12 protein-coding genes and 1 tRNA gene are annotated in these 12,073 nt (G+C 57.1%); 5 read left to right on the top strand and 8 right to left on the bottom strand.

What is annotated here, in order from left to right:
• Positions 1-26: 26 nt before the first annotated feature.
• Together JHD64_RS10580 and JHD64_RS10575 are read right to left on the bottom strand one after the other, a co-directional pair.
• Positions 27-380: a ComEA family DNA-binding protein gene (locus JHD64_RS10580; RefSeq protein ID WP_059284841.1), complete on the bottom strand. Its 354-nt coding sequence runs from the start codon at positions 378-380 to the stop codon at positions 27-29.
• A 63-nt stretch (positions 381-443) separates the two neighbouring features.
• Positions 444-1,265 carry an inner membrane protein YpjD gene (locus JHD64_RS10575; RefSeq protein WP_059284840.1) on the bottom strand — a complete coding sequence of 274 codons (822 nt, stop codon included), beginning with the start codon at positions 1,263-1,265 and terminating at the stop codon, positions 444-446.
• Between the two features lie 108 nt (positions 1,266-1,373).
• Here JHD64_RS10575 and ffh point away from each other — a divergent pair, with 108 nt between their 5' ends.
• The 3 genes from ffh (at position 1,374) to purB (ending at position 5,121) form a co-directional block, all read left to right on the top strand.
• Entirely contained in the window at positions 1,374-2,729 is a 1,356-nt protein-coding gene (ffh, locus tag JHD64_RS10570; protein WP_059284839.1) for a signal recognition particle protein, read from the top strand.
• A gap of 47 nt (positions 2,730-2,776) precedes the next feature.
• On the top strand, positions 2,777-3,685 hold the full coding sequence (locus JHD64_RS10565) for a RimK family alpha-L-glutamate ligase (protein ID WP_199053206.1): 909 nt from the start codon (positions 2,777-2,779) through the stop codon (positions 3,683-3,685).
• Positions 3,686-3,750: 65 nt separating this feature from the next.
• Positions 3,751-5,121, top strand: coding sequence for an adenylosuccinate lyase (gene purB / locus JHD64_RS10560; RefSeq protein ID WP_059284837.1), 1,371 nt, complete (start codon positions 3,751-3,753; stop codon positions 5,119-5,121).
• Between the two features lie 213 nt (positions 5,122-5,334).
• Here the strand turns inward: purB and JHD64_RS10555 are convergent.
• From JHD64_RS10555 to JHD64_RS10535, 5 genes are all read right to left on the bottom strand, one after another.
• A tRNA-Met gene (locus JHD64_RS10555) sits at positions 5,335-5,411 on the bottom strand.
• Positions 5,412-5,507: 96 nt separating this feature from the next.
• The gene (locus tag JHD64_RS10550) at positions 5,508-6,125 is read right to left on the bottom strand and encodes a thiol:disulfide interchange protein DsbA/DsbL (RefSeq protein ID WP_199053205.1); all 618 of its coding nucleotides are present in this window, start codon (positions 6,123-6,125) and stop codon (positions 5,508-5,510) included.
• A gap of 26 nt (positions 6,126-6,151) precedes the next feature.
• The gene (locus JHD64_RS10545) at positions 6,152-6,910 is read right to left on the bottom strand and encodes an SPOR domain-containing protein (protein WP_059284836.1); all 759 of its coding nucleotides are present in this window, start codon (positions 6,908-6,910) and stop codon (positions 6,152-6,154) included.
• A 73-nt stretch (positions 6,911-6,983) separates the two neighbouring features.
• A complete protein-coding gene (locus JHD64_RS10540) occupies positions 6,984-8,483 on the bottom strand; it encodes a YifB family Mg chelatase-like AAA ATPase (RefSeq protein ID WP_199053204.1) in 1,500 nt (499 codons plus the stop codon).
• A gap of 6 nt (positions 8,484-8,489) precedes the next feature.
• Positions 8,490-8,777 carry an accessory factor UbiK family protein gene (locus JHD64_RS10535; RefSeq protein WP_199053203.1) on the bottom strand — a complete coding sequence of 96 codons (288 nt, stop codon included), beginning with the start codon at positions 8,775-8,777 and terminating at the stop codon, positions 8,490-8,492.
• A gap of 271 nt (positions 8,778-9,048) precedes the next feature.
• On the opposite strand from JHD64_RS10535, the gene glnK reads away from it, so the two are divergent.
• Positions 9,049-9,387 (top strand): P-II family nitrogen regulator, encoded by a 339-nt coding sequence (gene glnK / locus JHD64_RS10530; RefSeq protein ID WP_059284833.1) that lies wholly within the window; start codon positions 9,049-9,051, stop codon positions 9,385-9,387.
• A gap of 24 nt (positions 9,388-9,411) precedes the next feature.
• A complete protein-coding gene (locus tag JHD64_RS10525; RefSeq protein ID WP_110313573.1) occupies positions 9,412-10,722 on the top strand; it encodes an ammonium transporter in 1,311 nt (436 codons plus the stop codon).
• A gap of 159 nt (positions 10,723-10,881) precedes the next feature.
• Here JHD64_RS10525 and metK read toward each other — a convergent pair whose 3' ends face one another.
• The gene (gene metK / locus JHD64_RS10520) at positions 10,882-12,051 is read right to left on the bottom strand and encodes a methionine adenosyltransferase (protein WP_059284832.1); all 1,170 of its coding nucleotides are present in this window, start codon (positions 12,049-12,051) and stop codon (positions 10,882-10,884) included.
• Positions 12,052-12,073 lie beyond the last annotated feature (22 nt).

The raw sequence follows: 12,073 nt of genomic DNA, 5'->3' as shown, positions 1-12,073 counted from the left end.
GGGCGCTTTGCTTTGGTCATCAATGCTTATTTCTTTGCCACCGGTTTGGAGGCTTCTTTCTTGGTCGTTACCGGTTTGCCTGCTGGCGCAGCTGCCTTGGCCGGCACAGCCGCCGGAGCCGCGCTAGCTCCACTCACCGCAATATCCTTGCGCAGCTTTTCCAGGGTTTTGTCACCGATGCCAGATACCTTCTTCAAGTCATCGACCGATTTGAAAGCACCGTTCTTGGTACGGTAGTCGATGATGGCTTTGGCTTTGACTGGCCCAATGCCATTGAGGGACTCCAGCTGTTGCTGGGTAGCCGTGTTGATATTGATAGCAGCAAAGGCAGAGGCGCAGATAAACAGCAGACCCACAATCATGGCAAACAGTTTTTTCATGAAGCAGTTCCTCATTTCAGGTGGAAGTGATGACAAAAAGAATAAGCCACTACGACAAGCTGATCAGACGCGATGCAACAACAACTCCAAGACCATTTTGCTGCCGATATAAGCCAGTAGCAAAGCTGCGAAACCAGCCAGTGTCCAGCGGATCGCCACCTTGCCACGCCATCCCTTGAAGTGACGGCCCAGCAGCAGCGCCGCAAACAGCAGCCAGGAAATAACGGAAAAAACCGTCTTATGGCTCAGGGCCACCGCCTTGCCAAACACCTCTTCGGAAAAGACCACGCCAGTCAGCAGAGACACGGTGAGCAGCATGAAGCCGATGCCAATCACCTGGAACATCATTTTTTCCAGCGACAGCAGTGGTGGCAATTGCCGTACCAGAGACAACCAGCGCTTGTCATGCAATGCCTTTTCCAGGAAGAGCATCAGCACCGCCAGCAAGGCGGCAATGGCAAACAGACTGTACGCCACAATGGATACCAATACATGCAGGGCAAAAGCCGGGTTGCCCAGATCATGCATGATGTGCTCGCCAGGGAAAACCAGCGCAAATCCCAGTGTCGTCATGGCCAGCGGCATCATGAACAGTTGCAAGCCCTCCACCCGGTAGAAGAAGCTGCAGGTCCAGTAAATCACCAGCATCATCCACACCACCACGGACAAGGCACGGCCAACTCCCAGCGAAATCATGCTGCCTTCCGATAGCGGCGACATCACGGCATAGGCATGCAGCAGCAAGATAATGCCCAACAGGGTGTGCTCGAAACGGGGGTTGCGCGGCAAACTGGCCACACCCTTCCAGTTGCCGATAAAGTGCCAGGAAAGGCCGCCATAGGCGCAGATGAGCAGGATTGTCAGAACAAAAATAAAAGCAGTCATGGTGTTAGCGCCATCATTTGCGGGCGTCAACCCGGCAGCTCGTGGTAAAATCGACAGTTTGAAAGTCTACACCAACCTGTCCCTCGTTGGCAGACAGAAGGACTCAGCATGCTAGACAACCTGACCAACCGCCTGTCCGGCGTCATCAAGAATCTGCGCGGCAATGCCCGCCTGACCGAAAGCAATATCCAGGACGCCTTGCGCGAAGTTCGCATGGCCTTGCTGGAGGCCGACGTTGCACTCCCTGTCGTCAAATCCTTTATCGCCCAGATCAAGGAGCGCGCCCTTGGCCAGGAGGTCATGGGCAGCCTGACACCAGGCCAGGCTCTGGTTGGTGTGGTAAATGATGAACTCGTCAAATTGATGGGTGAAAAAAACGACGCACTCAATCTGGCCGCTGTTCCGCCCGCCATTGTGCTGATGGCCGGTTTGCAGGGTGCCGGTAAAACCACCACGGTGGGCAAGCTGGCCAAACTGCTGAAAGAAACGCAGAAGAAAAAGATTCTGGTGGTATCGGCCGACGTATATCGCCCGGCCGCCATTGAGCAGTTGAAACTGCTGGCCGAGCAAGTCGGCGTTGAGTGGTTTCCCTCGGATAGCCAGCAGAAACCTGTCGAGATCGCCCGTGCCGCGGTTGATCATGCCAAGCGTCATTTCTTTGATGTGCTGATGGTCGATACAGCCGGCCGTCTGGCCATCGATGAAGCCATGATGGCTGAAATCAAGGCCGTTCACGCTGCCATCAATCCGGTGGAAACCCTGTTTGTCGTCGATGCGATGCAGGGCCAGGATGCCGTCAATACCGCCCAGGCCTTCAATGAGGCACTGCCGCTGACTGGTGTCATCCTGACCAAGATGGATGGTGATTCGCGTGGCGGCGCCGCACTGTCAGTCCGTCACATCACGGGCAAGCCGATCAAGTTCATCGGCGTGGGAGAAAAGGTCAATGGCCTGGAGCCCTTCCACCCAGACCGGATTGCCAGCCGTATTCTCGGCATGGGCGATGTGCTGTCGCTGATTGAAGAAGTCCAAAAGGGCATCGATCAGGACGAAGCTGCAGCCATGGCGAAGAAATTGAAGTCCGGCAAGGGCTTCGATCTGGAGGATTTCAAGGCACAGATGCAGCAGATGAAAAAAATGGGCGGCATGTCCAATCTGCTGGAAAAAATGCCGGGCCAGCTGGGTCAGATGGCCAAGGGCATTCAAGGCGCAGAAGCCGAAAAATCCATGCGCCGTATCGAGGGCATCATCAATTCGATGACCATGGAAGAACGTCGCAAACCGGAACTGCTGAAAGCCAGCCGCAAACGCCGTATTGCAGCCGGCTCCGGCGTGACGGTGCAAGAGGTCAATCGTCTGCTCAACCAGTTTGAACAGACGCAAAAGATGATGAAACAGTTCTCCGCCAAGGGCGGATTGATGAAAATGATGCGTGGCATGAAGGGCATGATGCCCGGGATGTAAGCGAAACGGGTGCCAGGCACCCGTTTTTCTTGATGTGAAGGAAATGCATGCAGTTTGATGTCATCGTACTGACAAAGCAGTCCCTGCTCCAGCTGGATGAGGCCGACTGGTATAGCCGCCAGGTTCATCATGAAGATGGGCTGGTCATGTCGGCTCTGGCTGCCCAGGGCTTGCGCGTTGCTCGCAAGGCTTGGGATGACCCTGATTTCGACTGGACACAGACGCGCTGCATACTGTTTCGCACTACCTGGGACTACTTTGAGCGCTTTGCCGAGTTTGGCCCCTGGCTCCAGCAGGTCGCTCGGCAAACCACACTATTCAACAGTGCCGAGCTGATCAACTGGAATATCGACAAACATTATCTGGCAACACTGGCAAAAAAAGGCATCAACACGGTCAGCAGTCACTACATTGAGAGAGGTGATACCCGCAGCCTGGAGCAGTGCCTGCAGGATTGCGCATGGGAGCAGGCCATTCTCAAGCCGGTAGTGTCCGGCTCGGCTCGTCACACTTATCGGCTGGATGCGGCAAACAGTGCAAGGCTGGAATGTACTTTTGCCGAGCTGATCCAACGTGAAGCCATGATGCTGCAACCGTTCCAGCAGCACATACTGAGCCAGGGGGAGTTGTCTTTGATGGTGATCGACGGGGCATTCAGCCATGCCATCCGCAAGCTGCCACAAGCAGGCGACTTCCGGGTACAGGATGACCATGGCGGCAGCGTCCACCCCCATCAGGCCACCGCCGAAGAACGCAGCCTCGCCGAAGCCACGGTGGCGGCACTGCCTTTTGATGTGCTATATGCCCGTGTTGATATGATCCGCGACAATCATGGAAAACTGGCCTTGATGGAAGTGGAGATGATCGAACCCGAACTGTTTTTCCGCTTCAAACCGGAAGCCGCCGACAAACTGGCTGCCGGACTAGCACGCAGGCTGACACGCCAGCCTGACTGAAACGTTTTGTTTTGTACTGAAACCTGCCAGCCCGACTGGCAAACCACGCTTGGAAATACCTCGTCATGAATCTGAACCCGCTGACCGCCCTGAGCCCGCTGGATGGCCGCTACGCCGCCCAGGTTGAAGGCTTGCGCAACTTGTTCTCCGAATATGGCCTGATGAAGTTCCGTATCAAGGTTGAACTGGAATGGCTGAAAATGCTGGCTGCCGAGCCGGGCATCGAGGAAGTGAAGCCCTTCTCCGAGGCAACCATCCGCGAAATCGATGAGGTCATCAGCAACTTTACCGTACAGCACGGCGAAGAAGTAAAGGCCATCGAAGCACGCACCAATCACGATGTTAAGGCCATTGAATACTGGCTGAAAGAGCGCCTGTCGGGCAATACCGAAGTGATGGCCGCCAGCGAGTTCATCCATTTCGCCTGCACATCGGAAGACATCAACAATCTGTCACATGCCTTGATGCTGAAAACCGCGCGTAATACCGTGGTGCTGCCGGCGCTGGACGAAGTGATCCTCAAGCTGCAGCAACTGGCACACGAACTGGCCGACCTGCCGATGATGTGCCGCACCCATGGCCAACCGGCCACGCCTTCCACCATGGGCAAGGAAATGGCCAATGCCGTCTATCGCCTGAAGCGTCAGCGTGAACAGCTGGTTGCCCAGGAAATCCTTGGCAAGATCAACGGCGCAGTCGGCAATTACAACGCACATCTGGTTGCCTATCCGCAGATTGACTGGGAAAGCCTGTGCGGTCGTTTTGTGTCTGGCCTGGGCCTCACCTTCAATCCCTACACCATCCAGATCGAGCCACATGACTATATGGCCGAACTGTATCAGGTCGTGGCGCGCATCAATACCATCCTGATCGACCTGAACCGCGACATCTGGGGTTATATCTCGCTGGGCTACTTCAAGCAGAAGGTCAAGAAGGACGAAGTCGGCAGCTCGACCATGCCGCACAAAGTCAACCCGATCGACTTCGAAAACTCCGAAGGCAATCTGGGCATGGCCAATGCCATCCTGAACCATCTGGCAGAAAAGCTGCCACTGTCGCGCTGGCAGCGCGACCTGACCGACTCCACCGTACTGCGCAATATGGGCGTCGGTTTCGGCTATACCATGCTCGGTCTGAAAGCCTGCCTGAAGGGCCTGAACAAACTGGAAATCAATCCGGCCGTCATCACTGACGAACTGGGTCGTAGCTGGGAATTGCTGGCCGAACCGATCCAGACCGTGATGCGTCGCTACGGCGTGCCCAATCCCTACGAGCAGCTGAAAGAGCTGACGCGTGGCAAGGACGGCATTACCCGCGAGACACTTTCCGCCTTTATCAAGGGTCTGGAAATTCCCGAAGCAGAAAAATCGCGTCTGCTGGAACTGACCCCGATTGCTTATGTGGGCAAGGCTGCCGAATTGGCAAAACGCATTTGATCTGCATGGTCATGACAAAAGCCGCCTGCGGGCGGCTTTTTTGTTTTCGCAGAACTGCAGCCCCAAAAGAATGGGCCACATCCCGAAGAATGTGGCCCTAAATAGATGACTCGAGGGAATACGTTCTGAACAGCAAACCGAACGTATATACTGCCGTGCACCAGGCACACACAAGAAAAGACCACTCATAAGAGTGGTCTTTTCTTGAAAACTTGGTTGCGGGGGCAGGATTCGAACCTACGACCTTCGGGTTATGAGCCCGACGAGCTACCAGACTGCTCCACCCCGCGTCAGAGAAATGCATCTTACCGCACCATCCAGCCAGCGTCAAGGACCTAAACGAAAGTAGCCGCATAAATACACTCCGCCACCTCGAAGGACCAAGCTTATTTGATATTGCTTTCCGCCTTGGCCTTGGCAATCACATCATTCATCACCTCGATCAGGCGCTCCGGTGCGGCAGGTGCCAGCGCGTATTTGCCATTGATCACAATGGTGGGCGTGCCTTCGATATTGTAGGCACGGGTGATCTGGCTGGCGCGGGCAACCTGGCTGTTGATGCCGAAGGAGTTGTAGGTCTGCATGAACTTGCTGACATTCACACCCGGCTGCTTTTTCAGCCAGTCGCTCAAGATCGCCGGGTCACCCAGGTTGATTTTCTTTTGCATGACCGCATCAAACACCGGGCTGTTCAGCTTTTCCATCGTGCCAGTGACATTCAGCGTGGCAAACAGTCGGGCAAAGCCCTCCATCGGCTTCTGCCAGACGATCTGCTCACGGTGATAATCGACATAAGCCGGTTTTTTCTTTTCCCAGGCGCTGATCAGCGGGTCGAGATGGAAGCAATGGATGCAGGTGTAGGAGAAGAATTCGATGACTTCGACTTTCTTCGGGTTGGCCACCGGCTGCGGCTTGCTCATCAGCACGTAGTCCTTCCCCAGCTCGGATGCCGCACTGGCAGCACCACTCAGCAGCAGCAAGCCCATCATCAACCACTTTTTCATTTTTTGTCCTTTAGACGCTATGACGTTCACTCTGCCTTGACCACGGCAGCATTGATACCATCCTGCTTCAGCTGAGAGCGTATCCGGTCCACATCCTCTTGTTTGCTGAGCGGACCCACCCTGACCCGATGCACCATGCCCTTGTCAGCCAGGGACACGGACTGGATTTTGGCTTCCACGCCCAGCAAGGCCAGCTTGGCCTTGAGGTTGTCAGCCTCGTTTTCATTCTGGAAAGAACCCAGCTGCAGGTAGACCTTTTTGGCCGGAGTGGCCGCAGAAGGTTCCTTATCCTTGCCATTGGCCTTGCCATCAGCAGGAACGGCATCCACCTGTCCCGGCAGGATCTTGTAGAAGTCGAATCGCTGCTCATCCTTGCTGCTGTTGGCAGCAGGCGCAGCCGGCTTGCTTTTGGCAGCGGGCGGCGTGGCCGCAGGCGGAGGCAGCTCGACAGGCATGGGTGGCGCAGGCGCCACTTCGACCTTGGCGGGTGCCGAGGCAACTGGTGCCGCTGGCTGGACATCAGCGATCTTGGTGCCCGGTTCCAGCAATTCCGTCGACGGTGCCGACGCGGCAGCGGACGTATTCTTGTGATCCAGTTTTTCCAGATTGGAAAAGGGAGTGGCGGAACGATTCAAATACATCGCCAGGCCAACGGCGACGGCAACACCGACTATCAGGCCGATGACAATACCTGCCACCATGCCACCGCCGCCGCTTTTGCTGCTGGTGCGCGCTCGTCCGGAGGACGATGAACGCGAGGAATTCTTCACATCACGATTAGCCATGTACTACTACCATTTCCATGCAGTCAATCCGCTCATTATCTATTAAAACCCGGTGAAAATATATTTCACGGCATTATAAGGTCAATCCGCTGCGTCGCAATTGGATGGCCTGCAGCATATGCTGTCGCCCCAGCCGCACACTGCCCTCCATATCGGCCACGGTGCGGGCAATGCGCAGTATCCGATGATAGCTTCTGGCGGACAAGCCAAGGCGATCCAGCGCCTGCGCCAGCAGGCCAAGAACCTCGGTGCTGGCATGCAGATGACGCTCCAGCTCAGCCCCAGTCAGGCGGGCATTGCAACAACCTTGTCGGTGCAACTGGCGGTCTCTTGCCTGCTGCACCCGCTGACGAATGCTGGCGCTGGCCTCGGCCGGCTGGTCACTGGTCAGCTCCGTCGCGCTGAGATTGGCCACCTGCACATGCATGTCGATGCGATCCAGCAAGGGACCCGACAATTTGCCGACATAGCGGGCAATCTGCTCCGGAGTGCAGTGGCAGCGACCGGATGGCTGTCCCAGATAGCCACAGGGGCAGGGATTCATGGCCGCGATCAGCTGAAAATCTGCCGGAAAGCTCGCTTGCCGCGCCGCACGGGAAATATGGATCACCTGTGACTCCAAAGGTTCACGCAATACTTCCAGCACTTTTCGTTCAAACTCGGGCAACTCGTCCAGAAACAGTACGCCGTGATGTGCCAGACTGATCTCGCCCGGACGGGGATCGGAACCACCGCCCACCAGGGCGACAGCCGAGGCGGTATGGTGCGGGGCACGATAAGGTCGTTGCCGCCACTGCGCCGTATGGAAGCCCTGCGACCCCAGAGATTGTATTGCTGCCGTTTCCAGCGCCTGTTGCTCATCCATAGCAGGCAGGATACCTGGCAGACGAGACGCCAGCATGGACTTGCCGGTTCCGGGCGGCCCCACCAGCAACAGGCTATGTCCGCCGGCGGCAGCGACTTCCAGGGCATGGCGCGCGGCCAGCTGGCCCTTTACATCAGCCAGATCTGGATAAACGGGAGTGTTACTGTTCTGGTTGACCAGGACCGACTCACAAGGCTGCACGCCATTGAGATGGGCACAGACCTGCAACAGGGTGTCGGCTGCGTAGACCTTGCCCGACATCACCAGTGCAGCTTCCCGCGCACTGTCATGCGGCAAGAAAAACATCCGGCCTGCCTGAGTGGTCTGACAGGCCATGGCCAATGCCCCCCGGATGGCTCTTAACTGTCCGCTGAGTGCAAGCTCGCCGGCAAACTCATAGTCGGCCAGCTGCGGGCACTGCAGCTGGCCAGCCGCAGCCAGGATGCCAATGGCAATGGGGAGATCGAAACGGCCGGAGTCCTTGGGCAGGTCGGCCGGTGCCAGATTGACGGTAATGCGGCGAGCGGGAAACTCAAAACCGGAATTGATGATGGCCGCCCGCACGCGGTCACGGCTCTCCTTGACCTCGGTATCCGGCAGCCCAACGATGGTGAACTGCGGCAGTCCGTTGGCGAGGTGTACTTCAACCGCGACTTCCGGTGCCTGCAGCCCCGCCAGGGCGCGGCTTGCGACAACGGCAAGCGCCATCGTCGATCAGGAGTGACCCAGTTCGGCCTGCGCTTCGGTCTGAGCTTGGGCTTCTTCTGGGAAAAGCTGGTTTTCCAGCCGGGCCAGCCGCGCTTCCAGCGCAGTCAGCTTCTCGCGGGTGCGGACCAAGACTTCTTGCTGCACATCAAACTCTTCCCGGGTCACCAGATCCATACGGGAAAAAGTCGATGCCATCATGGCCTTGATGTTCTTTTCGATATCCTTGGCCGGGCTGGCCGCAATGGTATCGCTGATCTTGGCGCTGATTTCCTCAAACAATTTCTGACTCAACATTTCAGCTCTCCTTGGACAATGGTTCGATGATCTGAGTTGAGTTTAGCAAAATCCCTCCCGCCCTGCAGTTTTGCCCTGGCGCACCAAAGCGGTGCAGTCTATTGATGATAAATGCTCTGCCATGGTGCCAATGCCGAGTTTCCTTTGGCAAATGCCAGTTGTTGCAAAGAAATTTCTTGGAAAACAGTCAGATCGCGAGCTGGCACGGTTTGTGCAATGAGCTGAATCAGCAAGGCAAATACACATCTGGGTCCATTACAAAGGAGTGAACATGAAACTGGTCACCGCCGTGATCAAGCCGTTCAAGCTTGATGAAGTACGTGAAGCACTATCCGCCATCGGCGTACAAGGCATTACCGTCACGGAAGTAAAAGGCTTTGGTCGTCAGAAAGGCCACACCGAGCTGTACCGCGGCGCCGAATACGTAGTGGACTTTCTGCCGAAGGTAAAACTGGAAATCGCCATCGATGACAGCCTGCTAGACCAGGTGGTGGAAGCGATCGAGAAATCGGCGCGCACCGGCAAAATCGGCGATGGCAAGATTTTTGTCTTCGACCTTGAACAAATCGTGCGGATCCGGACCGGGGAAACCGGTATCGACGCGGTTTAAGCCACGCTCAACAGGGGAAATGAAATGAATAAGAAACTTGCTGCATTGGGTACCAGCCTGCTGGCGCTGGCCCTTCCGGTCCTGGCAGATGCGCCGGCCGGCCCGGCCATGGCCGATTTCAAGGTCATCAATTCCGGCGATACGGCGTGGATGCTGACTTCCACCGCGCTGGTGCTGTTCATGACCATTCCGGGTCTGGCACTGTTCTACGGTGGCATGGTCCGCAAGAAAAACGTGCTGGCCACGCTGATGCAGAGCTTTGCCATCACCGCTCTGGTCACCGTGCTGTGGGCGGTTATCGGCTACAGCCTGTCGTTTACCGTAGGCAGCCCCTATCTGGGCGATCTGAGCCGTTTCCTGCTCAGTGGCATGGACTATCTGGCTGATACCAAGAAGGTTGCAGTGCATCCTTCCGCCGGCACCATCCCGGAATCGGTGTTCATGATGTTCCAGATGACTTTCGCCATCATTACTCCGGCGCTGATCACTGGCGCCTTTGCCGAGCGGATGAAATTTTCCGCCCTGCTGATCTTTACCGCACTGTGGTCGCTGCTGGTGTATGTGCCGGTTGCCCACTGGGTGTGGGGTCCGGGCGGCTGGATGGCTGACAAGGGCGTGCTGGACTTCGCCGGTGGCACCGTCGTGCATATCAATGCCGGTATCGCAGGCCTGATCTGCGCCCTGGTCATGGGCAAGCGTGTGGGTTTTGGCAAGGAAGCCATGCCGCCGCACAACCTGATCCTGACCCTGATTGGCGCGTCCATGCTGTGGGTAGGCTGGTTCGGCTTCAATGCCGGCTCTGCTGGTGCTGCTGATGGTCGTGCCGGCATGGCCATGATGACGACGCAGGTTGCCACCGGTATCGCGGCGCTGGCCTGGACCTTTGCTGAATGGATTCACAAGAAAAAGCCGTCGGTGCTGGGCATTGCCTCCGGTGCGGTTGCGGGTCTGGTGGCCATCACGCCGGCTGCTGGTTTCGTGGATGTGAAAGGTGCGCTGATCATCGGTGCAGTAGCCGGTGTGGTCTGCTTCTGGGGTGCTACCGGTCTGAAACACATGATGGGCTATGACGACTCGCTGGATGCCTTTGGTGTACACGGCGTGGGCGGTATCGTGGGTGCCCTGCTGACCGGTGTATTCGCAGTCAAGAGCATTGGCGGTTCCGAAGGCAGCCTGGCGACTCAGGCCCTGGGTGTGGGCGTAACCGTGGTGTACTGCGCCATCATCACCTTCATCCTGCTCAAAGTGATTGATCTGGTGGTAGGTCTGCGTGTGGCCGAAGACGAAGAACGTGAAGGCCTGGACGTGGTTCTGCACGGCGAGCGTGTGGAATAACAGCTAACTGCTACCAATCTACTTGTTGTGGTAAGGGACTTAGGGGCGCTTCGGCGCCCTCTTTTTTTGTCTGTCATGCGGGCCATGTCCTGTTTCAGTGCAAAAAAAAAGCACCGGATTCTCATCCGGTGCTGTTGTCTTGCCTGCGGTGGCTGGTGTTTACAGACCCGCGTCTGCGCGCAGGGCCTCGACCTTGTCAGTGCGTTCCCAGGTGAATTCCGGCTCTTCACGACCAAAGTGGCCGTAAGCAGCGGTCTTGCCGTAGATCGGGCGCAGCAGGTCCAGCATCTGGATGATGCCTTTCGGGCGCAGGTCGAAGTGCTTCTTCACCAGTTCCACGATCTTCTCGTTCGGGATCTTGTTGGTGCCAAAGGTATCCACCGCAATCGAGGTCGGCTCGGCCACGCCAATGGCGTAGGAGACCTGGATCTGGCACTGACGTGCCAGGCCGGCGGCAACGATGTTCTTGGCCACGTAACGGCCGGCATAGGCTGCCGAACGGTCGACCTTGGACGGATCCTTGCCGGAGAAGGCGCCACCACCGTGCGGGGCTGCACCGCCGTAGGTGTCGACGATGATCTTGCGGCCGGTCAGGCCGCAGTCGCCCATCGGGCCGCCAATGACAAAACGGCCGGTCGGGTTGACCAGGTACTTGGTTTCGGCAGTCAGCATTTCCGGCGGCAGTACCGGTTTGATGATGTCTTCGATGACGGCTTCGGTCAGCGTCTTGTGATCGATTTCCGGGCTGTGCTGGGTGGACAGCACCACGGTGTCGATGCGCTTGGGCAGACCGGTTTCACCGTCGTAGACGCAGGTGATCTGGCTCTTGGCATCCGGACGCAGCCACGGCAGGCGGCCATCCTTGCGCAGCTCGGCCTGGCGCTGTACCAGACGGTGTGCGTAATAGATGGGGAAAGGCATCAGCGTCGGGGTTTCGTCGCAGGCGTAGCCGAACATCAGGCCCTGGTCGCCAGCACCCTGGTTAAGGTCCAGGCCCTCACCTTCGTTGACGCCCTGGGCGATGTCTTGCGATTGCTTGTCATAGCAGGCCATGACGGCGCAGCCGTGGTAGTCGAAGCCCAGCTCGGAGTTGTCGTAGCCAATGCGCTTGATGGTTTCGCGTGCGACCTTGATGTAGTCGATATTGGCCGAGGTGGTGATCTCGCCAGCCAGGACGACCAGACCGGTATTGACCAGTGTTTCGGCAGCAACGCGAGCGTATTTGTCTTCGCGCAGGATGGCATCGAGGATGGCATCAGAGATTTGGTCGGCGACTTTGTCCGGATGGCCTTCCGATACCGACTCCGACGTAAACAGATATTCGCTCATTTGTTTGTTGATTCCCGAATAA

The sequence above is a fragment of the Aquitalea sp. ASV15 genome, from assembly GCF_016429115.1.
Classification (GTDB): Bacteria; Pseudomonadota; Gammaproteobacteria; order Burkholderiales; family Chromobacteriaceae; genus Aquitalea; species Aquitalea magnusonii.
Note: the sequence above shows the minus strand (reverse complement) of the source record. Positions and strands in the feature narration are given on the sequence as shown.

What these genes read in the sequence shown, in the direction of transcription:
- JHD64_RS10580 (WP_059284841.1), bottom strand. Translation starts at nt 380, where the DNA reads ATGAAAAAACTGTTTGCCATGATTGTGGGTCTGCTGTTTATCTGCGCC.
- JHD64_RS10575 (WP_059284840.1), bottom strand. Translation starts at nt 1,265, where the DNA reads ATGACTGCTTTTATTTTTGTTCTGACAATCCTGCTCATCTGCGCCTAT.
- ffh (WP_059284839.1), top strand. Translation starts at nt 1,374, where the DNA reads ATGCTAGACAACCTGACCAACCGCCTGTCCGGCGTCATCAAGAATCTG.
- JHD64_RS10565 (WP_199053206.1), top strand. Translation starts at nt 2,777, where the DNA reads ATGCAGTTTGATGTCATCGTACTGACAAAGCAGTCCCTGCTCCAGCTG.
- purB (WP_059284837.1), top strand. Translation starts at nt 3,751, where the DNA reads ATGAATCTGAACCCGCTGACCGCCCTGAGCCCGCTGGATGGCCGCTAC.
- JHD64_RS10550 (WP_199053205.1), bottom strand. Translation starts at nt 6,125, where the DNA reads ATGAAAAAGTGGTTGATGATGGGCTTGCTGCTGCTGAGTGGTGCTGCC.
- JHD64_RS10545 (WP_059284836.1), bottom strand. Translation starts at nt 6,910, where the DNA reads ATGGCTAATCGTGATGTGAAGAATTCCTCGCGTTCATCGTCCTCCGGA.
- JHD64_RS10540 (WP_199053204.1), bottom strand. Translation starts at nt 8,483, where the DNA reads ATGGCGCTTGCCGTTGTCGCAAGCCGCGCCCTGGCGGGGCTGCAGGCA.
- JHD64_RS10535 (WP_199053203.1), bottom strand. Translation starts at nt 8,777, where the DNA reads ATGTTGAGTCAGAAATTGTTTGAGGAAATCAGCGCCAAGATCAGCGAT.
- glnK (WP_059284833.1), top strand. Translation starts at nt 9,049, where the DNA reads ATGAAACTGGTCACCGCCGTGATCAAGCCGTTCAAGCTTGATGAAGTA.
- JHD64_RS10525 (WP_110313573.1), top strand. Translation starts at nt 9,412, where the DNA reads ATGAATAAGAAACTTGCTGCATTGGGTACCAGCCTGCTGGCGCTGGCC.
- metK (WP_059284832.1), bottom strand. Translation starts at nt 12,051, where the DNA reads ATGAGCGAATATCTGTTTACGTCGGAGTCGGTATCGGAAGGCCATCCG.